Origin of the sequence: Amycolatopsis sp. FDAARGOS 1241 (assembly GCF_016889705.1) — a bacterium.
Taxonomy (GTDB): Bacteria; Actinomycetota; Actinomycetes; order Mycobacteriales; family Pseudonocardiaceae; genus Amycolatopsis.
This window is the reverse complement of the sequence record NZ_CP069526.1, coordinates 4,163,526-4,186,625: the sequence shown is the minus strand read 5'-3', so window position 1 is coordinate 4,186,625 and position 23,100 is coordinate 4,163,526. Positions and strand designations below refer to the sequence as shown.

The 23,100-nt window shown below is 71.1% G+C and carries 22 protein-coding genes and 1 pseudogene; 11 read left to right on the top strand and 12 right to left on the bottom strand.

What is annotated here, in order from left to right; translation table 11 throughout:
- Positions 1–48: 48 nt before the first annotated feature.
- Together I6J71_RS20580 and I6J71_RS20575 are read left to right on the top strand one after the other, a co-directional pair.
- A complete protein-coding gene (locus I6J71_RS20580; RefSeq protein ID WP_204096188.1) occupies positions 49–3,213 on the top strand; it encodes a GH92 family glycosyl hydrolase in 3,165 nt (1,054 codons plus the stop codon).
- A complete protein-coding gene (locus I6J71_RS20575; RefSeq protein WP_204096187.1) occupies positions 3,210–5,315 on the top strand; it encodes an FUSC family protein in 2,106 nt (701 codons plus the stop codon). Before I6J71_RS20580 ends, I6J71_RS20575 begins: the two co-directional genes overlap by 4 nt.
- Here I6J71_RS20575 and I6J71_RS20570 read toward each other — a convergent pair.
- Together I6J71_RS20570 and I6J71_RS20565 are read right to left on the bottom strand one after the other, a co-directional pair.
- Positions 5,299–5,664 carry a VOC family protein gene (locus I6J71_RS20570; protein ID WP_204096186.1) on the bottom strand — a complete coding sequence of 122 codons (366 nt, stop codon included), beginning with the start codon at positions 5,662–5,664 and terminating at the stop codon, positions 5,299–5,301. The genes I6J71_RS20575 and I6J71_RS20570 overlap by 17 nt on opposite strands.
- Positions 5,664–6,062: a nuclear transport factor 2 family protein gene (locus I6J71_RS20565; protein ID WP_204096185.1), complete on the bottom strand. Its 399-nt coding sequence runs from the start codon at positions 6,060–6,062 to the stop codon at positions 5,664–5,666. The genes I6J71_RS20570 and I6J71_RS20565 overlap by 1 nt, the downstream gene beginning before the upstream one ends.
- Before the next feature lie 106 nt (positions 6,063–6,168).
- On the opposite strand from I6J71_RS20565, the gene I6J71_RS20560 reads away from it, so the two are divergent.
- The 3 genes from I6J71_RS20560 to I6J71_RS20550 all read left to right on the top strand — a co-directional run bounded on the left by I6J71_RS20560 (position 6,169) and on the right by I6J71_RS20550 (position 8,270).
- Complete coding sequence (locus tag I6J71_RS20560; RefSeq protein ID WP_204096184.1) at positions 6,169–6,609, top strand: MarR family winged helix-turn-helix transcriptional regulator; 441 nt, start codon at positions 6,169–6,171, stop codon at positions 6,607–6,609.
- An 81-nt stretch (positions 6,610–6,690) separates the two neighbouring features.
- On the top strand, positions 6,691–7,680 hold the full coding sequence (locus I6J71_RS20555; protein WP_204096183.1) for a malate dehydrogenase: 990 nt from the start codon (positions 6,691–6,693) through the stop codon (positions 7,678–7,680).
- A complete protein-coding gene (locus I6J71_RS20550) occupies positions 7,677–8,270 on the top strand; it encodes an AAA family ATPase (RefSeq protein ID WP_204097160.1) in 594 nt (197 codons plus the stop codon). The genes I6J71_RS20555 and I6J71_RS20550 overlap by 4 nt, the downstream gene beginning before the upstream one ends.
- 139 nt (positions 8,271–8,409) lie before the next feature.
- Here I6J71_RS20550 and I6J71_RS20545 read toward each other — a convergent pair whose 3' ends face one another.
- From I6J71_RS20545 to I6J71_RS20530, 4 genes are all read right to left on the bottom strand, one after another.
- The gene (locus I6J71_RS20545; RefSeq protein WP_204097159.1) at positions 8,410–10,461 is read right to left on the bottom strand and encodes a M3 family metallopeptidase; all 2,052 of its coding nucleotides are present in this window, start codon (positions 10,459–10,461) and stop codon (positions 8,410–8,412) included.
- Between the two features lie 148 nt (positions 10,462–10,609).
- Entirely contained in the window at positions 10,610–11,320 is a 711-nt protein-coding gene (locus tag I6J71_RS20540) for a histidine phosphatase family protein (RefSeq protein WP_204096182.1), read from the bottom strand.
- Positions 11,321–11,444: 124 nt separating this feature from the next.
- Positions 11,445–12,287, bottom strand: coding sequence for an undecaprenyl-diphosphate phosphatase (locus I6J71_RS20535; RefSeq protein WP_204096181.1), 843 nt, complete (start codon positions 12,285–12,287; stop codon positions 11,445–11,447).
- Entirely contained in the window at positions 12,287–13,330 is a 1,044-nt protein-coding gene (locus I6J71_RS20530; protein WP_204096180.1) for an LLM class F420-dependent oxidoreductase, read from the bottom strand. The genes I6J71_RS20535 and I6J71_RS20530 overlap by 1 nt, the downstream gene beginning before the upstream one ends.
- Positions 13,331–13,453: 123 nt before the next feature.
- On the opposite strand from I6J71_RS20530, the gene I6J71_RS20525 reads away from it, so the two are divergent.
- The 3 genes from I6J71_RS20525 to I6J71_RS20515 all read left to right on the top strand — a co-directional run bounded on the left by I6J71_RS20525 (position 13,454) and on the right by I6J71_RS20515 (position 15,758).
- Positions 13,454–14,422 carry an aldo/keto reductase gene (locus tag I6J71_RS20525; protein WP_204096179.1) on the top strand — a complete coding sequence of 323 codons (969 nt, stop codon included), beginning with the start codon at positions 13,454–13,456 and terminating at the stop codon, positions 14,420–14,422.
- A gap of 98 nt (positions 14,423–14,520) precedes the next feature.
- Positions 14,521–15,537 (top strand): YncE family protein, encoded by a 1,017-nt coding sequence (locus tag I6J71_RS20520; RefSeq protein ID WP_204096178.1) that lies wholly within the window; start codon positions 14,521–14,523, stop codon positions 15,535–15,537.
- Entirely contained in the window at positions 15,534–15,758 is a 225-nt protein-coding gene (locus tag I6J71_RS20515; RefSeq protein ID WP_204096177.1) for a DUF5703 family protein, read from the top strand. The genes I6J71_RS20520 and I6J71_RS20515 overlap by 4 nt, the downstream gene beginning before the upstream one ends.
- A gap of 18 nt (positions 15,759–15,776) precedes the next feature.
- On the opposite strand, the gene I6J71_RS20510 is transcribed toward I6J71_RS20515, so the two are convergent.
- The 5 genes and pseudogenes from I6J71_RS20510 to I6J71_RS20490 form a co-directional block, all read right to left on the bottom strand.
- The gene (locus tag I6J71_RS20510) at positions 15,777–16,526 is read right to left on the bottom strand and encodes an SRPBCC domain-containing protein (RefSeq protein WP_204096176.1); all 750 of its coding nucleotides are present in this window, start codon (positions 16,524–16,526) and stop codon (positions 15,777–15,779) included.
- A 2-nt stretch (positions 16,527–16,528) separates the two neighbouring features.
- Positions 16,529–17,137, bottom strand: a complete 609-nt coding sequence (locus I6J71_RS20505; protein ID WP_204096175.1) for a helix-turn-helix domain-containing protein — start codon at positions 17,135–17,137, stop codon at positions 16,529–16,531.
- A gap of 31 nt (positions 17,138–17,168) precedes the next feature.
- A pseudogene (locus I6J71_RS20500) lies at positions 17,169–17,988 on the bottom strand (alpha/beta fold hydrolase); the annotation flags it as partial.
- 20 nt (positions 17,989–18,008) lie between these two features.
- Positions 18,009–19,331, bottom strand: coding sequence for a M20/M25/M40 family metallo-hydrolase (locus tag I6J71_RS20495; RefSeq protein ID WP_204096174.1), 1,323 nt, complete (start codon positions 19,329–19,331; stop codon positions 18,009–18,011).
- 12 nt (positions 19,332–19,343) lie between these two features.
- Positions 19,344–20,042, bottom strand: a complete 699-nt coding sequence (locus I6J71_RS20490) for a GntR family transcriptional regulator (RefSeq protein WP_204096173.1) — start codon at positions 20,040–20,042, stop codon at positions 19,344–19,346.
- A 144-nt stretch (positions 20,043–20,186) separates the two neighbouring features.
- Here I6J71_RS20490 and I6J71_RS20485 point away from each other — a divergent pair, with 144 nt between their 5' ends.
- The gene (locus I6J71_RS20485; RefSeq protein ID WP_204096172.1) at positions 20,187–20,996 is read left to right on the top strand and encodes a carbon-nitrogen hydrolase family protein; all 810 of its coding nucleotides are present in this window, start codon (positions 20,187–20,189) and stop codon (positions 20,994–20,996) included.
- Positions 20,997–21,033: 37 nt separating this feature from the next.
- Here I6J71_RS20485 and I6J71_RS20480 read toward each other — a convergent pair whose 3' ends face one another.
- Positions 21,034–21,651 (bottom strand): enoyl-CoA hydratase-related protein, encoded by a 618-nt coding sequence (locus I6J71_RS20480; protein WP_204096171.1) that lies wholly within the window; start codon positions 21,649–21,651, stop codon positions 21,034–21,036.
- Positions 21,652–21,824: 173 nt separating this feature from the next.
- On the opposite strand from I6J71_RS20480, the gene I6J71_RS20475 reads away from it, so the two are divergent.
- On the top strand, positions 21,825–22,685 hold the full coding sequence (locus I6J71_RS20475) for a TetR/AcrR family transcriptional regulator (RefSeq protein ID WP_204096170.1): 861 nt from the start codon (positions 21,825–21,827) through the stop codon (positions 22,683–22,685).
- Positions 22,685–23,083 carry a 3-keto-5-aminohexanoate cleavage protein gene (locus I6J71_RS50875; RefSeq protein ID WP_370542170.1) on the top strand — a complete coding sequence of 133 codons (399 nt, stop codon included), beginning with the start codon at positions 22,685–22,687 and terminating at the stop codon, positions 23,081–23,083. The genes I6J71_RS20475 and I6J71_RS50875 overlap by 1 nt, the downstream gene beginning before the upstream one ends.
- The last annotated feature ends 17 nt before the right edge of the window (positions 23,084–23,100 follow it).

Sequence of the window (23,100 nt, the reverse complement as noted above, 5' to 3'; positions counted from 1 at the left end):
CGTCGTCCACGGCAGGCCGGGCCGGGTCGGAGCGGCTACCGTGTGGGCGTGACCAGCGCCGGGTTCTTTTCTTCGTTCGAGGCGGGTGACCCGCAGCCGGTCGCCTCGGAGGTTCGCGTCGGCACCGGACCGGACCGGTCCCCCACCGCGAAGACAGGCGTCGGGTTCACCGGGCGGCACGCCCTGCGCTACACCGACGTCGAGCGCGTGGTGCTGTTCGAGACCGACGTGCCGGTGACCGCCCACAGTGCACTGTCCTACGTGGTCTTCCCGGCCTCGGACGCCCCGGTGCCCTCCTACCGCAGCACCTTCGTCGCGCTGGACGTGGAGTTCGACGACGGCACCACCGCCGGGTTCTCCGCCGCCGCGCAGGGCGAGGGGAAGACGCTGCTGGTGGACCAGTGGAACCTGGTGCGCCGCCCGCTCGGCGCGTTCGCCGGCCGCCGCGTGAAGCGGATCGTGCTGCTCACCGACCCGCCCGCCGGCGGCGACCTCACCGGCTGGGTCGACGACGTCCGCCTCGGCGAGCACCACCCGCGCACCGGCGACGCGCTCGACCACGTGCGCACCACCCGCGGCACGCACTCCGGGCGCGACTTCTCCCGCGGCAACACCTTCCCCGCCACGGCCGTGCCGCACGGGTTCAACTTCTGGACCCCGGTGACCGACGCGAGCGCCCTGGACTGGATCTACTCCTATCACCGGCACAACACCGAGGACAACGAACCGGCGCTGCAGGCGGTCGCGCTGAGCCACCAGCCGAGCCCGTGGATGGGCGACCGGCACACCTTCCACCTCCTGCCCGGCACCGGTCCCGTCGAACCCGACCCCCGGCGCCGCGCGCTCACGTTCTCCCACGCCGACGAGACCGACCGGCCCCACCACTACGGCGTGCGCTTCACCAACGGCCTCACGGCCGACCTGGCGCCGGCCGATCACGCCGCGATCTTCCGGTTCACCTTCCCCGGCGACCGGGGCTGGGTGCTGTTCGACAACGCCCGCAACCGCGGCGGCCTGCGCGTGCACCCGGACACCGGCGTCGTCACCGGGCACACGTGGGTGCGCAGCCGGCTGTCCACGGGGGCACGGCGGATGTTCGTCTACGCCCAGGCCGACACCCCGGCCGCGGGCGGCGGCGCGATCCGCCGGCCGTTCTGGCGCACGGTCACCGGGCACCTGCGATTCGAGGCGCCGGAGGTGACACTGCGGATCGCGACGTCGCTGATCAGCCTCGGGCAGGCGCGGCGCAACCTCGACGCCGAGATCCCCGCGGGCACGAGCTTCGAGCAGGTCCGCGACCACGCCCGCGAGAAGTGGCAGCAGCTGCTGGGCCGCGTCGAACTGGAGGGTGCGAGCGAGGACGAGCTGGCGACGTTCTACTCGAACCTCTACCGCCTCTACCTCTATCCGAACCGCGGGCACGAGAACACCCCCACCGGCATCCGCCACGCCAGTCCCGTCGCGCGCGGCCGCGGCCTGAGCACGCGGCGGCGGACCGGCGCGAAGGTCGTCGACGGCGAGCTGTATGTCAACAACGGGTTCTGGGACACCTACCGCACCACCTGGCCCGCCTACGCGCTGCTGACCCCCAGACAATGCGGCCGGCTCATCGACGGGTTCGTGCAGCAGTACCGCGAAGGCGGCTGGATCGCCCGCTGGTCCTCCCCTGGCTACGCCGACCTCATGACCGGCACCAGCTCCGACGTCGCCTTCGCCGACGCCTACCTCAAAGGCGTCACCAACTTCGGCGTCGAATCCGCCTACGACGCCGCCCTCAAGAACGCGACGGTCGCCCCGCCCCACGCGGGCGTCGGCCGCAAAGGCCTCGACACCTCGCCGTTCCTCGGCTACACGCCCACCTCGACCAACGAAGGACTGTCGTGGGCGCTTGAGGGCTGTCTCAACGACTTCGGCCTCGCCAACCTCGCCGACGCGCTCGCCCGCCGCAGCGAAGGCGCCCGCGCGCGCCGCCGCGCCGACAACGCCGCCTACCTGCGCCAGCGCGCCCAGCACTACCTGCACCACTTCGACCCGCGCATCGGGTTCTTCCAGGGCCGCCGGCCCAACGGCGGCCGCCACTTCCCGCCGCAGGACTACGACCCCGAAGCGTGGGGCGGCGACTTCGTCGAGACCAACGCGTGGAACACCGCGTTCTCCGTGCCCCACGACGGCCCCGGCCTCGCCGCCCTGCACGGCGGCCCCACCGGGCTCGAAGCCAAACTCGACACGTTCTTCGCCACGCCGGAGACCGGTCGCAAACCCGGCTCCTACGGCGGGCTGATCCACGAGATGACCGAAGCCCGCGACGTGCGCATGGGCCAGTACGGCCACTCCAACCAGCCCTCCCACCACATCCCGTGGCTCTACGCCTACGCCGGCGCGCCGGCGAAGCTGCAGCGCACCGTGCGGGAAGTCCTGCGCCGCCTCTACCTCGGCAGCGAACTAGGCCAGGGCTACCCCGGCGACGAGGACAACGGCGAGATGTCCGCCTGGTACTTCTTCGCCGCCCTGGGCCTCTACCCGCTCGCCGTGGGCACCCCGCGCTACGTGCTGTCCGCCCCGCTGTTCCGCAGCGCGACCCTGCACCTGGACAACGGTCACGACCTCGTGATCCGCGCCCCCGGCGCCGCGACCGCCTCAGCCGTGCACGACAAGGGTGAGCACGACACCCCCTACGTCCACGGCCTCACCGTCGACGGCGAACCCCACCACGCCCCCACCATCTCCCACACCCGCCTCGCCCGCGGCGCCGTGCTCGAATTCGACGTCCGCGCCGAACCCGGCACCTGGGGCACCGAACCCGTCACCCCCGCACCACCCACGCCACTGCGCGACCTCACCGGCACCGCCTACAGCCCCGACGGACCCGCCCCCGTCCTGCTCGACGACACCAGCCGCACCGACGCCACCTTCACCAGCCGCACCCCGGTCGTCGACTTCACCGTCCACGGCACCCCGCGCGAAGTCACCATGTACACACTCACCTCAGGCAGCCGCGACGGCGACCCCAGCGCGTGGACCCTCGAAGGCTCCGACGACGGCCGCCGCTGGACCGTGCTCGACCGCCGCTCCGACGAGCTCTTCCGCTGGCGCCGCCAGACCCGGCCCTTCGTCCTCGACACCCCCGCCGCCTGCGCGCAGTACCGGTTGCGGATCACCGCAGCAACCCGCCGCCGGGTCACCCTCGCCCAGTGGGAGCTGCTCGCCCGATGATCGCCGACGTCCGCGACGCCACTCTCGACCGGCTGGTGGCAGCCGACCCAGGCCTCGTCCGCCTGCGGCTCGCCGGCTCCGCCGTGCTCGGCATCATCCTCGCCATCCTCGCGCTGCAGCCCCTGCACTTCCCCCTCACCACCTCACTCGTGGCCGCGATCGCCGCCATGATGAGCGCGTTCACCGTCAACGACCCCACCAGCGGCGGGCAAGCCGTGACCCTGTGCCTCGCCGCGTTCGTCGGCGCCTGCTCCATCACCCTCGCCACCGTCGGCGCCGCCTACCCGCCGCTGGACAGCATCATCTTCGTGCTGCTCATCTTCGTCGCGGTCTACCTGCAGCGCTTCGGCCCCCGCGGCACCGCGCTCGGCTCGATCGCGTTCTTCCTGTTCTTCTTCCCCATGTTCCTGCAAGCCCACCTCGCCCAAGCCCCACAGCTGATCACCGCCATGGCCGCCGGCATCGCCGCCAACGCACTCGTGCGCTTCGCCCTGCTGCGCCGCAACGCCGCGAGCGAATTCATCCGCATCCGCCGTGCCTTCCGCGCCCGCGTCGCCGCGGCGGTGCGCGCCACCGAGGCCTACCTCTCCTCCGCCGGCAGCGAACGCAGCAACCGCCAGATCCGCACCGCCCTGTCCCGGCTACACGAATCGGTCCTGCTCATCGAGGACAACGCCCCCGACGTCGTCGACGAACGCAACGCCGACCAGCTGCGGCGCCGCGCCATCGAGGTCGAGCTCGCCGTCCAGTGGCTCACCATCTCTGTGCAGCGCACCTGCTCGCACCCGCTGCCCGAAGGCGTGACCGACGACCTCGTCGCCCGCCTGGCCAAGTTCCGCTCCCTCATGGAACGCGACCCCCGCGAACTACCGCTGATCAGCGAGACCGGCGAGTACAGCCGCATGCTCGTCGAAGGCAGCCGCATCGACGAAAAAGCCCACCCCGGCGACGGGGTCCGCCGCGCCATCGCCGAACTCGCCGTCGCCGACGACCGCGCCCAGCGCGTGGCCCACCCCGGAGCGACCGTCGACTACTCCCTCGACGACGAAGACGAAGACCCCGAGCCCACCAAGGCCTTCGCCTGGGACAACCAAACCCGCAGCGCCATCCAAGCCGTCCTCGGCGGCGGGCTCGCCGTCCTCGCCGGCCAGCTCATCTCCCAGCAGCGCTGGTACTGGGCCGTGCTCACCGTCTTCGTCGTGTTCGTCGGCACCTCCAGCGCCGGCGCCCGCTTCGTCAAAGGCGTCCGCCGCACCGGCGGCACGCTCATCGGCATCGTCGGCGGCGTCGCCCTCGCCCTGCTCGTCAGCGGCAACACCATCGCGATCCTGGCCCTGATCATGGTCTGCGTCTTCGGCATGGTCTACATGTCCCGCGTCTCGCAGTTCCTCATGGCCTTCTTCGTCACCAGCATGCTCGGCCTGCTCTACAGCCTGCTCGGCACCTTCAGCATCGGAGTCCTCTGGATCCGCGTCGCCGAAACCGCCGTCGGCGCCGCCTCCGGCCTGCTCGCCGCGCTCGTCATCGTCCCCGTCCGCACCCGCTCGGTCATGCTCGACGACATCGCGGCAGTGCTCGACGAACTCCACGAATTCGTCGAAAGCGCCGAAGTCCTGCTCGCCGGCCGCGACAACGTCAACATCATCGAGATGTCCCGCGACCTCGACCGCTCCGTCGAACAGGTCCGCAAGACCATCGAACCACTCACCCACCCCATCAACCTGCGCAGCTCCCGGCGCGACTACGGCTGGCACGTGCTCACCACGCTCGAAAACATCGCGTTCCGCGCCCGCCACGTCGCCGCCCGAGCCCAGCCCGGCCAGCTCGACGGACCCGTCGCCGACCGCCTCGGCCTCTTCACCAAGCGCGTGCTCACCAACATCGACCTCGTCGGCGACACCGTCCGCCACCCCAACACCACGCCCACCCGCAAGCTCGTCCGCGACGACGGCACCCCCGTCGCCGACCGCATCGACGACGCCGAAACCCGCGCCGTCGTCTCCAGCTTCAGCCACCTCGACGAGGGCGTCATCGCGCTGGGCCGCATCTTCGACATCGACGCGACCCAGCCCGCCCCGGCCGGCGCTACCCGGCCTTCGTGAGCAGCTCCATGTTGTGCCCGTCGGGATCGGCGAAGTAGAGCCCGCGCCCGCCGAACATCCCGTTCAGACCCGGCGTGCGGTGCAACGGGTCCGCGTAGACCGGCGTCCCCAGCTCGGTCAGGCGAGCCAGAGCCGCGTCGAACTCCTCCTCGCTCACCAGGAACGCGTAGTGCTGGCCCGCCACCCGCTCGGCCTGCGCGAAGTCCAGCGTGACCCCGTTGCCCAGCACCAGCGGCAAGAACGGTTCCGTCCCCGCCCCCACGGGCACCCCCAGCACACCCGAGAGGAACTCCGCCGACGCGTCGCGATCCGTCGCCCAGACGATCGTGTGGTTCAGCTCGACGGCCATCACGCACCCCCGCGCGCGAACGCCGGCGGCGCACCCAGCGGGCTCAGGTGCATCCCGGCCAGCAGCCACCGGCCGTCCTCCCGCACCAGCACGTGCGTCGCGCGGAACTGCCCGTCCACCGAGTTGCCCTGGTGCGAAGCCTTCTGGTCGTGCACGCCGATCGCGATCGCGGTGTCTCCGTGCTCGCGCACCGCGACGTCGCGCCAGTCCAGCTCGTGCGTCACCAGTGCGCCCGAGCGGTAGCGGCCCAGCCACTGCTCGCGGTCCAGCACGAACCCCAGTGGCCCGACCAGCGCGAAGTCGCCGGTCGCCAGCGTGTCCAGCGCCTCGGTGTCCCCGGCCGTCTCGGCCGCGACCCAGCGCTTCCCCAGCTCCTGGATGTCTTCGGTGGTGCTCATGATCCCTCCCGTGGTCAGTGGAGCAGCTTGCCGGGGAAAACGTTAGAGCCCGAATCGTTAGATGTCAAACGCTTAGGCTTCGATCAATCTGCGATAGGGTTCCCCCGTGCCACGACCAACAACCGCGCCCATCGGCGTCGTCCTCTCCCGCACCGCCAAAGCCGCGGGCCAAGCCTTCGACCAGGCCCTCGCCGCAGTCGGCGGCTCCCAGCCCGTCTGGCAAATCCTCATCGCGCTCAAAACCCACCAGCACACCAGCCAGCGCGAACTCGCCGACGCCGTCGGCATCCAGGGCGCCACCCTCACCCACCACCTCAACGGCATGGAAACCGCCGGCCTGCTCACCCGCACCCGCGACCCCGGCAACCGCCGCGTCCACCACGTCGAGCTCACCGACCACGGCGAGACCACCTTCCACCGCCTCGCCGAAGCCGCCGTCGCCCACGACAAGCGGATGCGCACCGGCCTCACCGACGACGAAATCGCGACACTTGCCACACTGCTCGGCAGACTCGCAGCCAACGTCACACCACCCGCCACAGAGTGACTGGACGCACCCGAACGAAACCAACCGCGAGTACTAGAGTCGCGGTACTAGCCAAAGTCGTCTCAAGCTGGAGAACCCGCTATGACCCAAGCCCCTGTCAACGTCACCGTCACCGGTGCGGCCGGCCAGATCGGCTACGCGCTGCTCTTCCGCATCGCGTCCGGTCAGCTCCTCGGCCCGGACACCCCGGTGAAGCTGCGGCTCCTCGAGATCCCGCAGGCGGTCAAGGCGGCTGAGGGCACCGCGATGGAACTCGACGACGGCGCGTTCCCGCTGCTCGCCGGCATCGACATCTTCGACGACCCGAAGCAGGCGTTCTCCGGCACCAACATCGCCCTGCTCGTCGGCGCCCGCCCCCGCACCAAGGGCATGGAGCGCGGCGACCTGCTCGAGGCGAACGGCGGCATCTTCAAGCCCCAGGGCGAAGCCATCAACGCCGGCGCGGCCGACGACATCCGCGTCCTCGTGGTCGGCAACCCGGCCAACACCAACGCCCTCATCGCCAAGTCGCACGCGCCCGACGTTCCGGCCGACCGCTTCACCGCGATGACCCGCCTCGACCACAACCGCGCCCTCGCGCAGCTGTCGAAGAAGCTCGACGTCCCCGTCTCCGACATCAAGCGGCTGGCCATCTGGGGCAACCACTCGGCGACCCAGTACCCGATGATCACCCACGGCACCGTCGGCGGGAAGAACCTCGCCGAAGCCGTCAACGACCAGAAGTGGGTGGAAGAGACCTTCATCCCCACCGTCGCCAAGCGCGGCGCCGCCATCATCGAGGCCCGCGGCCTCTCCTCGGCCGCCTCTGCCGCGTCGGCCGCCATCGACCACGTCTACACCTGGGTCAACGGCACCCCCGAAGGCGACTGGACCTCCGCCGCGGTCGTCTCCGACGGCTCCTACGGCGTGCCCGAGGGCCTCATCTCGTCCTTCCCCGTCACCGCCAAGGGCGGCAAGTACGAGATCGTCCAGGGCCTGGAGATCGACGAGTTCTCCCGCACCCGCATCGACGCGACCGTCGGCGAGCTCGCCGAGGAGCGCGAGGCGGTGCAGAAGCTCGGCCTCATCTGAGTCCGCTGAGCGCCGACGCCCAGGGCCGTCCCGGATCCGTCCGGGGCGGCCCTCGTCTCATCCATCTCAACGGCGCCTCGGGCATCGGGAAGTCCACCGTCGCGCGCCGCTACGCCGAACAGCACCCCGGCGTGCTCGACCTCGACACCGACCACGTCGTGTCTCTCATCGGTGGCTGGCGCGCGAACTTCTGGGCCACCCTGCCCATCGCGCGCCGGCTGGCGATCGCGATGGCGGAAACCCATCTGCGGTCCGGGTTCTCCGTCGTCATGCCCCAGCTGGCCACCCGGGTCGACGAGGTGTCCGGATTCGAGGCCGCGGCCCGCGCCGCCGGGGCGTCCTATGTGGAGATCGCGCTGACCGCCACCACCTCGCACGCGCTCGAGCGCTATGCGGCACGCTCCACTACGGACGGTCCCGCGCGCGACATCGACACGATCATCACCGACACCGGTGGCCTGGACCTCGTCGAGCGCGTCCACGGCCACCTCGCGGCCTACCTCACCCAGCGACCCCGGTGCCTCGTCATCGACACCGGACATCTCGACGAGGATCAGACTTACGCCGCAGTTGTCCGAGCCCTGTCGTAGCTGGCTTTTGTGGTGAGTGGAGTTGAAGACGGGAGCTGGATTTTCTTGGAATCATGCCCGGCTGTATAGGTCGTTATACAGTTGAAAACCGAAGAGTGCCGACCGGTGGGTGTTCCGGTCGGCACTCTTCGGTGGTTGATCAGGCGCCGGCGAGGCCGCGGCGTTCCAGCAGCGGCTGGATCTGCGGCTCGCGGCCCCGGAAGGCCACGAACGCCTCCATCGGGTCGACGCTGCCCCCTCGGCCCAGCAGTGTGGCGCGGAAGTGGTCGCCGTTCTCCCGCTTGAGGCCGCCGTTCTCGCGGAACCACTGGACGGTGTCGGCGTCGAGCACCTCGCTCCAGATGTAGGAGTAGTAGCCCGCGCTGTAGCCGCCGCCGAAGACGTGGTTGAAGTACGTGGTGCGGTAGCGCGGCGGCACGCTGTCCACCGCGACCCCGGCCTTCTCGAGGGCGGCGGCTTCGAAGCGCTGGACGTCGTCGACGCGGTCGTCCACGCCGAGGCGGTGCCAGGCGAGGTCGAGCAGCGACGCCGCGAGGTACTCGGTGGTCTTGAAGCCCTCGCCGTACTGCTCGGCCGCTTCGAGCTTGGCCACCTGCTCGGCCGGGAGCGGTTCGCCGGTTACGTGGTGTTTGGCGTAGTTGGCCAGTACTTCGGGCCAGAACATCCACATCTCGTTGACCTGCGAGGGGTACTCCACGAAGTCGCGCGGCACGTTGGCGCCCGCGAACGTCGGGTAGGTCACGGCCGACAGCAGCGAATGCAGGGCGTGGCCGAACTCGTGGAACGCGGTGCGGACCTCGTCCAGCGTCAGCAGCGTCGGCTCCCCCGCCGGCGGCTTCGCGACATTGAGGACGTTCACCACCACGACCTTGCGGTTCACCAGGCGCGACTGGGACACGAAGTCGTTCATCCACGCGCCGCCGCGCTTGGAGTCGCGCGTGTAGTAGTCCATGAGGAACAGGCCGCGACCCGTGCCGTCGGCGTCGAAGACCTCGAAGATCCGCACCTCGGGGTGGTACCCGGGCAGATCGTGGCGCTCCGTGAAGCTCAGCCCGTAGAGCTTGTTCGCGGCGAAGAACACGCCGTCGGTGAGCACGCGGTCGAGTTCGAAGTACGGACGCAGGGCCGCGGTGTCGACCTCGTAGCGCTCGCGGCGGACCTTCTCGGCGTAGAAAGCCCAATCCCACGGCTGCAGCGTCGCGCCCGGCACGTCGGCCTCGAGGTGCGTCTGCAGCTCGGCGGCTTCGGTGCGGGCGTTGGCGACGGCGACCGGGGCGAGTCGCTCGAGCAGACCGGCCGCCGCGTCGGCGGTCTTAGCAGTTTCGTCCGAGATGACGTACGTCGCGTGGTCCGGGTAGCCCAGCAGCGCAGCCCGCTGGGCCCGCAGGCGGACGATCTCGGCGACCACGGCGTTGTTGTCGTATTCGTTGCCGCGGTTGCCGCGCGAGACCGAGGCGGTGAAGATCCGCTCGCGCACCGCCCGGTTCGCCAGCGACTCCAGCACCGCCTGCGCGGTCGGGAGCGTGAGGTTGAAAACGTACTTGCCTTCTTCACCGCGGGCGGCGGCCGCCTCGGCGGCGGTGGCGACCGCGCCTTCGTCGAGCCCGGCGAGGTCGGCCACGTCGTCGACCACCACGGCGAGATCGTTGGTGTCGCGCAGCAGGTTCTGCTGGAACTTCGTCTGCAGCGTGGAGAGCTGCTCGTTGAGCTTGCGCAGCTGCTCCTGGTCGGCTTCGGGCAAACCGGCCCCGGCGCGGCTGAAGTCCGTGTGCCGGCGCTCCAGCAGCCGCAGCGACTCCGGGTCGAGGCCCAGGTCCTCGCGGTTGCGGTACAGCCCGTCGATCCGCGCGAACAGCCGCGGGTTCAGGTGGATCGCGTCGGAGTGGGCGGCCAGCTTCGGCGCCAGCTCGGCCTGGATCTCCTGGATCTCTTCGCTCGAGTCGGACCCGGAGACGTTGAAGAACGTCCCGGACACCCGCTCCAGCAGCTCCCCCGCCCGCTCGAGCGCCACGATCGTGTTCTCGAACGTCGGCTCCGCCGGGTTCGCGGCGATCTCCTCGATCTCGGCGGCGTGGCTGCGCAAGCCCTCCTCGAACGCCGGCCGGTAGTGCCCGACGGAGATCCGGTCGAACGGCGGCAGGGCGTACGGCAGCTCGCTGGGGGTGGCGAACGGGTTGTCCGGCGACATCATCGAGTTGTGCTCCTGGGGTTCGTACACGTGTTTTCGCCACGTGTTCTCTCCGCAGTGTTCGTTCACACTGGTTCCGCTCACCCTACGGGGTCCGCACGCCGCGAGCCGCCTGCTTTCCGGCGAACCGGCCCGCGTGTCAGCCGCGGGCTCAGCGTCCGGTGCTGCCGCCGACCACCGCGTCACTCGCAGCGGCGTCCTTCTTGCCGCGGCCCTTCTTCTTCGGCGGCGCAGGCACGATGCCGCCCAAGTCGCCGCCGTTCTCGTTGACGCGCAGCACGAACGGGCGGGTCTCGGTGTAGCGGACCACCGACACCGACGCCGGGTCCACCACGATGCGCTGGAACGCGTCGAGGTGCTGACCCAGCGCGTCGGCCAGGACCGCCTTGATGACGTCGCCGTGGCTGCAGGCGACCCACACCGCGTGGTCACCGTGCTCGGCCGTGATGCGGGCGTCGTGGGCGCGGATGGCCGCCACTGCACGCGCCTGCATGGCCGCCAGCCCCTCGCCGCCGGGGAACACCGCGGCCGATGGGTGGGCTTGCACCACGCGCCACAGCGGCTCCTTGACCAGCGTCTTCAGCTCGCGCCCCGTCCAATCGCCGTAGTCCACTTCGGACAGGCGCGGCTCGACGGTCTTGCTCAGGCCGAGCGCGGTCGCCAGCGGGGTCACCGTCTGCTTGCAGCGCAGCATCGGCGACACGACGAGCTCGGCCACCGGCACTCCCGCCAGACGCTCGACCAGCTTGTCGGCCTGGGTGCGGCCGGTGTCGTCCAGCCCCACCTTCGGCGTACGCCCCGCGAGGACCCCGGAGCCGTTCGCGGTGGACTTCCCATGCCGCAGCAAGATGACCGTACTCACGAGGCCACCCTAACTGGGCTGTCTGCCTCGGCTTCGCCGAGGCGGGCGAGATCGCCTTTGAGCCGGCGATCTCGCGTTGTGGTTACGAAGGAGTGGTGAAGGCGGGCGAAAGTGGGGGTGAGGGTCAGCTGCCGACGGGGCCCGCGTTGGGGTCGAGAGCGCCGCTGAAGATCAGTGCGAAGAGGAGCACGCCGAGGACGATGCGGTACACGACGAAGGGCACGAAGCTGCGGCGCTTGATGTAGGCCATCAGCCACGCGATCACCAGGTAGCCCACGCCGAACGCGACCAGCGTCGCCAGGATCGTCGGCCCCCACTGCGCGGTCTCGCCGTTCTTGCCGATGTCGGTGAGTTTGTACAGGCCGGAGCCGAACACCGCGGGCAGGGCGAGCAGGAACGAGTACTCCGCGGCGTCGGCGCGGGTGTAGCCCATGAGCAAGCCGGCGCTCGTCGTGCCGCCCGAGCGCGAGACGCCCGGGATCAGGGCCAGGGCCTGCGCGAAGCCGTACCCGAGGCCGTGGGGCACGGTCAGGTCGTCGAGCGTGCGCGTCTGCCGGCCGATGCGGTCGGCGATGAGCAGGATGATGCCGAACACGATCAGGGTCGACGCGGTGATGCGCAGGTCGCGGAAAGCCTCGTCGATCGCGTCCTGCAGCAGCAGGCCCAGCACCACGATGGGGATCGAGCCCACGATGATCAGCCAGCCCAGCCGCGCGTCGGGGTCGTGGCGCCAGCCGCGGCGGTAGAGAGAGAAGAACCAGGCCCGCAGGATGCGGCCGATCTTCCTGCCGAAGTAGAGGATCACCGCGAGCTCGGTGCCGATCTGGGTCACGGCGGTGAACGCCGCGCCCGGGTCGTCCCAGCCGACCAGCGCAGCCACGATCCGCAGGTGCGCGCTGGAAGAGATCGGCAGGAACTCCGTGAGCCCCTGCACCAGACCCAGCACCAGTGCTTCGAACCACCCCATCAGGCCACTCCCGCCAGCTCGATCGCGTCCACGGCGGTCCGCAGCGCCGCCTCGAATCCCCGTGACTCCCCGAACGGAGTCACCGACAACGTCGTCACACCCGCCCGCACGAACTCGGTCATCCGCTCGGCGATCCGCTCCCGCGGGCCGAGCAGCGACGTCGCGTCGAGGAACTCCAGCGGCACCGCCGCCCGCGCACCCTCGTAGTCGCGGGCCAGGTACTTCTCCTGCACCTCGGCGGCCGCCGCTTCGAAGCCCATCCGGGCGGCGAGCCGGTTGTAGAAGTTCCGCTCGCGGCTGCCCATCCCGCCCAGGTAGAGCGCGGCGTGGGCGCGCACCGCGTCGGCGCACTCGCGCCAGTCTCCACCGACCACCAGCGGTACCGCCGGCGCGATGTCGAACGCGTCGAGCGAGCGGCCGGCGGCCTCGGCGCCGGCGCGGATGCGGGCCAGCTGCTCGCCGGCGTGCGCCGGCGAGAAGAACACGGGCAGCCAGCCGTCGGCCACTTCGCCGGTCAGCTCGAGGTTCTTCGGTCCGATCGCCGCGAGGTAGATCGGCACCTGCTTGCGCTCGGGCCGGAAGGTCAAGCCCAGCGCCAGTCCCGGTCCGCCGGGCAGCGGGAGCTCGAAGTGCTCGCCGCTGAAGCGCACGCGCCGCCGCGTCTGCACCGAGCGCACGATCTCGACGTACTCGCGCGTGCGGCCCACCGGGTCGGTGAAGCGCACACCGTGCCACCCTTCGGACACCTGCGGGCCCGAGACGCCGAGGCCGAGCCGGAAGCGCCCGCCTGAAAGCGTGTCAAGGGTGGCCGCCGTCATGCCGGTCATGGCGGGCGTCCGGGCCGGGATCTGGAGCACCGCGCTGCCGACGTCGATCCGCTCGGTCCGCGCCGCGATCCAGGTGAGCATCGTCACGGCATCGGAGCCGTAGGCCTCGGCCGCCCAGACCACGGCGTAGCCGAGTTCGTCCGCTTTCCCGGCCAGCGCCAGGTTCGCGGAGTTGTCCCCGGTGCCCCAGTAACCGAGGTTGAGTCCGATTCGCACGGCCGAAAACGTACCGATCAGCTCCCGGCGGCTCGGCCGTGGGTGCACCGTAGGGGCGGCGGGTCGCGACACGGTGTCACCTTGGTCCAGTCCGGGCCGCGTCGCCCACTAGGCTCGGCGGTCGTGGAAAAGCGACAGCTCGGCCGGTCGGGACTGCGGGTCTCGCGCCTGGCGCTCGGCACGATGACGTGGGGCGGGGACACCGACGCCGAAGAGGCGGCCAGCCAGCTCGTCGCGTTCGTCGACGCGGGCGGCACCCTGGTGGACACCGCGGACATCTACGCCGAGGGCGAGGCCGAGCGAGTGCTCGGGAGCCTGCTGGGTGACCTGGTGCCCCGCGAGGACGTCGTGGTGGCGACGAAGGCGGTCGCGCGGCGCACCGACGGCCCGTTCGGCGGCGGAGCCTCGCGTGGGGCGCTGCTGGCCGCGCTGGACGGTTCGCTGCGCCGGCTCGGCACCGATCACGTCGACCTGTGGCAGCTGCACGCGTGGGACGCCGGCGTGCCGATCGAGGAAACCCTCTCGGCGCTCGACTACGCGGTGAGCAGCGGCAAGGTCCGCTACGTCGGCGTCTCCAACTACGCGGGCTGGCAACTGGCCACGGCCGCCGCCCGCGCGAGCGCGGCCGCGCCGATCGTCTCCGGGCAGTTCGAGTACTCGCTGCTGGAGCGTGGGATCGAGCGCGAGGCCGTGCCGGCCGCCGCCCACCACGGCGTCGGGCTCCTGCCGTGGGCGCCGCTCGGCCGCGGTGTGCTGACCGGCAAGTACCGCACCGGCACGCCCGCCGACTCGCGCGGCGCGTCGAGCGAGTTCGCCGGGTACGTCGAGCACCACCGCACCGACCGCGCGGCGCGGATCGTGCAGGCCGTGGCCACGGCTGCCGACGGTCTGGGCACGTCGCCGCTGGTCGTCGCACTGGCCTGGGTCCGCGACCGCCCGGGGGTGGTCGCGCCCGTGGTCGGTGCCCGCGACACCGGGCAGCTGACGGGGTCGCTCGCGGCGGAGGAGCTCACGCTCCCGCCCGCGATCCGCAGCGCGCTCGACGACGTGAGCTGCGTCGAGGTGGGCTATCCGGAGCGAGGGCTGAAATGAGGCGCAGGTGTCTGTTGGATGACGCTGACGTGACGGCACGGGAATCGTGGGGGATGCTGGTGGGGACACCTCGCCGAGGAACAGCTGGAGGCTTCAAGGTGCGTCGGCTCACCGCCGTGTCGCGGATCGCGATCCCGCTGGCCGGTGCCCTCGCGCTCTCGGCGTGCTCGTCGTCTGGTCAGAACAACACGGATTCGCTGCAGGTGGTGGCGAACCCGGTCGCCGCGAAGCCCGCACCCTCCCCCGCCGTGACCGTGAAACCCGCTGGTCAGATCCTCGCGACGCCCGCTGTATCGGCGCTGGTGACCGACGAGAAGACCCACACGCTCGCCGTCGCGGTCACGCAGCCGCCCTCGGTGCTCGTGTACGACCTCGACTCGCTGAGCACCCCGAAAGCCACGGTGCCGCTGCCCGGCCCGGCGGAGTCGCTGACCGCGTCGAACGGCCAGGCGATCGCGAGCGTCCCGGGCAAGGGTGAGCTCGTGAAGATCACGCTGCCCACTGGGCAGCAGGCCACGCAAGCAGTGGCCGGACAGCCCGCGTCCGGCGTCGCCGACGGGCCGGACACGCTCGTCGCGGTGCGCGACCGCAAGGCCGTGGAGGTCCTCGCGAACGGCGCGGTGACCAAGACGATCACCGGTCAGCTCTACAGCGCCGACGGCGTGGTGAACACCGGCCAGGGCGTGGTCGTGCTCGACCGGCTGCGCACCGCGGTGTTCAGCGTCGACGTGAACGCCGGGACGATGGGTGAGGGCTTGCGCGCGGGCGAGGGCGCCGCCAACGCCACCAGTGACAACTACGGCCGCGTGCTGGTGACCGACGCCCGCGCGGGTGCGCTGCTCGCGTTCTCGGTCGGCCCGCTCATCCTGCGGCAGCTCTACCCGGTGCCGGGCGGGATCTACGGCATCGCCTACGACCACCAGCGCAACCTCGCCTGGGTCACGCTGACCGGGCAGAACCAAGTGGTGGGCTTCGACGTCCGGGGCGGCGAACCCGTCGAGAAGTACCGATTCCCGACTGTGCGCCAGCCGAACTCGGTGAGCGTCGACGACCGGAGCGGCCGCGTGCTCGTCGGCTCGGCTGCCGGAGAAGGGACCCAGGTGATCCAGCCATGACGACGGTCGACGAGGCGGTGGTCGAAGGAGATTGGGAGTATCGCCGCCTGCGGCTGCCTCCGGGTGTGTCGCGGCGCGCGGCGACGATCCAGCTCTCGATCCACGCCGAGTTCGCCGGCTGGGAGCTGCGCACGGTGCGGCTCTACGCCGACGGCACCCGGCGGGTCTGGTTGCGGCGCAAGCGCACCGCGGCCGACCGGCTGCCGGGCCTGGCCACCTGAGGCCGGCCCACCCCCGGCTCAGGCGCAGAGGCGCCCGAGCCACTCCCGCCAGCTCTGCTCATCGCCGCCCGTATCGGTGAACACGTGGTGGCAGACGACCAGTGGGCCGCGGAAGCCCTCCAGGAAGCAGTACAGCGCGTCGGCCGTGCGCACGCCCAGCGTCTGCGGGTTCACGAAGTAGACGACACCTTCGGTAGTTTGCCCGGCGCGGGTGATCCGCACGCGGTCGCCTTCGGCAGGCCGGCGGTCGAGCCCGAGTTCGGCGCCGAGCGCCGTCCACAGCCGGTCCCAGTCGCCGACCTGCGGGCCGAACGCCGTGATCGGCGTGGCCGTGCGGCCCGCGAAGTGCGTGACGTACTCGAGCAGGTTGCGGAAGAACAGCGCACCGCCCGCGGTCATCGCCTCGAACTCGTCCTCCCAGTCGTCGCCGGGCAGGAACCCGGTGGTGACGCAGCGGATCACGGAGCTCCCGCCGTCGCGGCCCTCCACAAGGAACTCGTAGGCGATCTTGCGCCCGTCGGGTCCGGGTCCAGTGCCGTAGGCCAGCCGTTCCAGCGGCTCCCACTCCGTGATCGAGAATTCCGGTTCGAAGCCCGCGAACGCACCGCGCACGACACCACCGATGCCGCCTTCGACCTCGTTGCGGCCCATGTACCACGAGTCGATGCCCGGGCCGGTCGAGATCGCCGCCCAGATCTCCTCGGGTGTCGCGGCGACCTCGGCGGCGTTGTGCGCCTCGAAGTCCTTGCCCGGCAGGTGCTCCCCCATGTTCAGTCCTCTCCGGCGTCGGCGTCCGGCTCGTCAGGCACGCTCGGGTGCACCGCGACGACCACGCGGTGGGCGCGCCCGTTCTCGGCGCTTTCGTCGTGGTACTTGCTCACCAGCGTCGTCACGGCCGCCGTCAGCTCTTCCGCGAATGCCGCGCGGTCGGCCGCCGACGCGAAGCGGACTTCGCCGTCGAGCGCGAACGTCGCGACGCGCTTGCGGACCTTGGCCGCGCCGGTGATCAGGATTCCGACGTCGCGCACCAGCCGGCCCGCGACGGCGAGCAGCCACCGGGCCGAAAGGCGGTCGGGTGACTGAGCCGGGTCCGGCTGCACCGCGGCGAGCGCGGACGGCGAGATCACGTACGACGCGGCGGTCGCGCGCATCATGCGCTCGGTGACGTTGCCCTTGCGCCGCTCCTCCACCAGCTCCACGAGCCCGTGCTTTTCCAGCGCGCGCAGGTGGTAGTTGACCTTCTGGCGGGGCAGGTCCACCCGGGCCGCGAGCATCGTCGCCGACGCCGGCTGGGCGAGCTCGGCCAGCAACCGCGCCCGGACCGGGTCCAGCGACACCTCGGCCGCGGCCGCGTCCTCGATCACCGCAACGGGGAACATGCGGATATCGTGGTTCCGAACAACGAAGTTGTCAAGAACCTTCGGTTTGTCGGTAAGCCTCGCGGAGCAGCGCGACGATCCGCGGGACGAGCTGCGCGGCCGCCTCCAGTGGCACGACGTGCCAGCCCCCGGCTGGACCACGGCCGTCCCGTGGTCCAGCGCGCCGGCGAACTGCTCGACGTCGGAAGCCGCCACGATGCGGTCCCGCTCCCCCACGATGGCCGTGACCGGCAGCGCGCCCACCCGCGCCGGCGCGGCGTCACGCGCGTACGCGTCGAGGGCCGGGCGAAAGACCGCGACGGTGTGCGGCCAGTTGCGCCTGATCATCTTGACGGTCAGCTCGACGAGATCGGGATCCGCGTCGTCGCCGAAGAGCCACCAGCGCAGTCCGGCGCTGACCGCGCGGCTCGTGTGCTCGCGCACCGGCCGAACAGCTTCGCCCCCAGCACGAGCTCCAGGCCCTGTGCGAGCATCCCGAGAGCGCCCGGCCACGCGGCCGCGACCTCCGTGGCGAGCCGGCCCGACGACGTCGCGGGCAGCACCAGCCCGGCGGCGCGGGCCGCGAACAGCCGCGGGCGCCGCGGCGTCAGCGCCATGATCGCGAGCCCGCCCACGTCGTGGCCGACGAGCACCACGCGACCCTCGGGTACGGCCCGCTCCAGCACCTCGGCGAGGTCGTCGCCCAGCTGCGCCATGGTCGCCGTACCGCGACCGGACTTGCCGGGGCCGCGGTGGTCGTAGGCCACGACCGCCAACGGATGTCCCACGGCCTCGGGCAGCAGCGGCGCGATCCGTTCCCAGCTGCGGCGATCGAGTGCGTAGCCGTGCAGCAGAACGACGGTCACGCGGGCATGCCGGCGGTTGCCGGAGTTCAGGACGAACGCACGAACCGGTCCAGCACCCGGGTACCGAACTCGAGCGCTTGCACCGGCACGCGCTCGTCGACGCCGTGGAACAGCGCGGAGAAGTCGAGGTCGGCGGGCAGCTTCAGCGGCGCGAAGCCGAAGTTGCGGATCCCGAGCTGTTGGAAGGACTTCGCATCGGTGCCGCCCGAGAGCATGTAGGGCAGGGTGCGCGCGCCCGGGTCTTCGGCGAGCACCGCGGCGGTCATCGCGTCGACGAGGGCGCCGTCGAAGGTGGTCTCGACCGGCGGGAGCTCCATCCATTCCTTCTCGATGTCCGGGCCGAGGATCTCGTCGAGCTCGCGGTCGAACGCGTCGATGCGCCCGGGCAGGATGCGGCAGTCGACGGCGGCCTCGGCGACCGAGGGGATCACGTTGGACTTGTAGCCCGCGGTGAGCATCGTCGGGTTCGCGGTGTCGCGCAAGGTCGCGCCGATCATGCGGGAGATGTTGCCCAGCTTCGCGACCGCGCCCTCGAGGTCGTCCTCGGGGAAGTCCCAGCCCGTGATCTCGGTGACGCCCGCGAGGAACTCGCGCACGGAATCGGTGAGCACGAGCGGGAAGCGGTGGTTGCCGAGCTTCGCGACGGCCTCGGCCAGCTTGGTGACCGCGTTGTCGCGGTGGATCATCGAGCCGTGGCCCGCCGTGCCGCGCACACGCAGCTTCATCCAGCGGATGCCCTTCTCGGCCGTCTCGATCACGTACGCGCGCACGTCGTCCTTGAGCGTGATGGAGAAACCACCGACCTCGCTGATCGCCTCGGTGACGCCCTCGAACAGCTCGGGCCGGTGCTCGACGAGCCACTGCGCGCCGTACTTGCCGCCGGCCTCCTCGTCGGCGAGGAAGGCGAACACGATGTCGCGCGGGGGCACGATGCCGTTGATCTTGTAGTGCCGCGCCAGGGCCAGCGTCATGCCGACCATGTCCTTCATGTCCACCGCGCCGCGGCCCCACACGTAACCGTCCTGGACGGCGCCGGAGAAGGGGTGCACCGACCACTCGGCGGGGTCGGCCGGGACCACGTCGAGGTGACCGTGGATCAGCAGGGCACCGCGCGACGGGTCGGCGCCGGGCAGCCGGGCGATGACGTTGTGCCGGTTCTTGCCGCCGGACTCGACGTAGGTGATCTCGTAGCCGGCGTCGGTGAGGCGCTCCGCGACGTACTCCGCGGCGGCGCGTTCGCCGATCAGGGTCTCGGGCTCTCCGGTGTTCGTGGTGTCGATGCGGATCAGCTCGCTGGTCAGCGTTACGGCCTCGGCAGCGGCGGCATCGATCGAGTTCGGTTCGGTCACCCGACCTTCCTATCATCCGCTCCCGGGCGCGGTGCCGCTCTCCGTCCGGTCGAGGGCCGAAACCACCTCCGAAACCGGCCGCAGGTGCTGATTCAGGATCCGCAGCGCCTCGTCGGTGTCCGCCGCGTCGAGCGCGGCGACGAGCTGCCGGTGTTCGGCGTCGATGATCGTCAGGCGTTCCGGGCGGGCCTCCAGCGCCCGCACGGTCACCCGCTGCTGGCGCGAACGCAGCGTGTCGTACAGCTCGGTGAGCACGGTGTTGCCTGCGGCGCCGACGATCGCGCGGTGGAACTGGCGGTCGAACCCCGACACGGCGAACCAGTCGCGCTCGGCTCCGGCGCGGCTCATGTCCTCGATCCAGCCAGCAATCTCAGCCGGCGCCCCCGCGCGGGCCGCACAGACCTCGGCGATCGCGTGGCCCTCGATGAGCCGGCGGCTCTGGTAGACCTCTTCGAGCTCGCGCGCGGTGACGGTGCGGACCTGCGCGCCTTTGCGCGGCAGCAGGCAGATGAACCGCTCGGCTTCGAGCCGGTGGAACGCTTCGCGCACCGGCGTGCGGGACACGCCGACCACCCCGGAGACCCACTGCTCGTCGAGGAACCGGCCGCCTTCGAGCGCGCCGGAGATGATCCCGTCGCGCAGCCAGGCGTACACCCGTTCCCGAGCCGGTCCGCCCTCGACCGGGGTGGTCCCCGGTTCGGTGGTGGTCATGCGTCTCCCCTCATCCGGCGCGCGCGTCCGCGCGGTGGCGAGCGTACACCCCTGGACCACGGGAAACCCGTCATGTATACACGAAGTACACCGAGACGGGCACCGCTTTGGTGTCCCGCTCCCCGCTTCCGAAAGGACCCCCGCATGGCGCATGTCGCCGTCGCGCAGTTCGCGCCCACCGAAGACAAGACCGCCAACCTGGCGGAGCTCACCCGGCTCGTGGGCGTGGCCGCGGACCGCGGCGCCGAGGTGGTCGTGCTGCCCGAGTACTCGATGTTCACCGCACCCGCCGTCGACGAGCGGTTCGTCGCCTCGGCCGAGGACCTCGACGGCCCGTTCGTGACCGGGCTGCGGGAGATGGCCCGTGAGCGGGGTGTCGTCGTGGTCGCCGGGGTCAACGAGGCGGTGCCGGGCGGCGGGAAGATCCGCAACACGCTGGTCGCCGCCGGTGCCGATGGCGAACTCGCCGCGCTGTACCGCAAGATCCACCTCTACGACGCGTTCGGTGTCCGGGAGTCCGACTTCATCGTGGCCGGGGAGATCACCGAACCACCGACGTTCAAGGCCGCCGGCCTGACCTTCGGGCTGCAGACCTGTTACGACCTGCGCTTCCCGGAGGTCACGCGACGGCTGGCCGATGCGGGCGCGCAGGTTGTGCTGCTGCCTGCAGAGTGGGTGCCGGGGCCGCTGAAGGAGTACCACTGGACGACGCTGGTCAAGGCCCGTGCGATCGAGAACACCGTGTATGTCGCCGCGGCGGGGCAGATCGCGCCGATGGGCTCGGGCTCGAGCCTGATCGCCGACCCCATGGGCGTGGTCGCCGCGTCGCTCGGCGAACGGCCCGGGGTCGCCGTCGCTGAGGTCTCGGCGGATCGGCTCGAGCAGGTCCGGACCACGAACCCGGCGCTGGCGTTGCGCCGGTTCGCCGTGGTGCCGAAGGAAACCGTCAACTAGCCGGCTGATTCCCGCTCGTGCGGCGGGAGAATTCCGCTCAGGCGAATTCGTCGCCGGCCCGGTGCGCGCCGAGGCCGATCTCCTTCACGGCCGCGGCCGCGCCGGGCGTGCCGCCGAGCGAACGAGCGAGGTCGAGCGCGACGGCCAGTTCGGTACCCGCCGGGACGACCCGGTGCACCACACCGCACCGCGCGGCCCCGGCGGCGGACAGCCGCCCGCTGCGGCACAAGGCGTGAACGGCCTCTTCGGACAGTCGATCCGGCAACGGGACCGCACCGCGGTGGTCGGGCAGCGCGAATTCCGCGTGCTCCGCGGCGACGATGAGGTCGGTCATCAGGGCCAGTTCGAACCCGCCGCCGCGGGCGAGGCCGTTGACGGCGGCGATCATGGGCTTGGGGAGGCGGAAGAAGTCGGCCACCCCGGCGAAACCACCGGTGCCCGGCGCGAGATCCCACCCGGCGGAGAAGTACTCGCGGCCGGCGCCGGTGACAATCCCCGCGTGCACGGCCGGATCGTCGCGCAGCCGGGCCCACGCGGCGTAGAGCTCGAAGCTCACCTGGGAGTCGATCGGGTTGCCGACGGGGCGATCCACGGTCGCGACGAGGACGCCGTCGACCACCTCGGTGCGGACGGCCCGGGGCAGTGCGGCGGTCACGGTCGCCGACGGTAGCCGCAGGGCTGCCCGCGGTCAAACCGAGCGTCCTCGACTGACCCGACAGTCAGGTGACGATCGCAATTCCGTTCCATACCACTAGAATTTTACGAGTGTTACGCCGCGAGTGCCCGGAGTATTGCGATAATCGCAACGCCGGGTTACGGTCTTGCGGCATGGATGAGTCCGAGGAGCTGCGAAGCAGAGTCCGGGAACTCATCCGGTCCATGCCGGGAGCCCAGCGGGAATTGGCCGCGGCCATCGGGCTCGACGAGACGAAACTGTCCAAGGCGCTGACCGGCACCCGCCGGTTCTCACCGCACGAACTCGTCCGGGTCGCCGAGTACTGCGGCGTCACGGTCAACTGGCTGCTCAACGGCAGCGACGACGCGAAGACCGTGACGGCGGTCCCGGCGCTCGCCGCGCGCCCGGCGAGCGATCCCGAGCACCACACGCAGTCCGAACCGCGGCGGCGGATCCTCGAGACGGCTTGGGAGCTCATCGCCGAGCGCGGGTACCACCACGTGCGCATCGCCGACATCGCGAAGGCGTGCGGGACCAGCACCGCCACCATCCACTACCACTTCCCCAGCAAGACCGAAGTGCTGCACGAAGCGTTGCGGCGCAACGTGAAGCTCGCGTTCGACCGGCAGGTCGCCGAGCTGCACGCCGTCGCCGACGCCCACGACCGGCTGCTGAAGCTGGTCGAGCTGCAACTGCCGGCCGACGGCGTGCTCCGCGCCGAGTGGTCGGTCTGGCTCCAGGTGTGGAACGAGGTCGCCCTCGCTCCGGAACTGCGGTCGCTCTACACCGATTCCTACGACCGCCGGCACCGGACGATCCTCATGACCATCCGCACCGGCCAGGAGCAGAGGGTGTTCCGCGTGGCCGATCCCGAGGCCGCCACCGAACAGCTCACGGCGCTGATCGACGGGCTCGGCATCCAGGTGCTGACCCGCAAGCCGGGCAGCAGTGGGGCCACGATGCGCGCGCACCTGCACGACTTCATCGAGAGGTCGATCGTCAAGGGAGCCTGATGAACCACGAGGTCATCGTCACCTGCGCCCTCACCGGCGCGGGCGGCACCGTCGGCCGCAGCCCCCACGTGCCGGTCACGCCGGCGCAGATCGCCGCCGGCGCGATCGAAGCCGCCAACGCGGGCGCCGCCGTCGTCCACATCCACGTCCGGAAGCCCGAAACCGGCGCCCCGGCCCGCGAAGTCGCGCTGTACCGCGAGGCGGTGCGGCTGATCCGGGAGTCCGGAGTGGACGTGGTGGTCAACCTCACGGCCGGGATGGGGGCGGCGACCTCGTGCTCGACGAGGAGGATCCGCTCAAGCCGGTCGACGGCACCGACCTGGTCTACGCGATGGATCGGCTGCCGCACGTCGAGGAGCTGCTGCCCGACATCTGCACGCTCGACTGCGGCTCGCTGAACTTCGGCGAGGGCAGC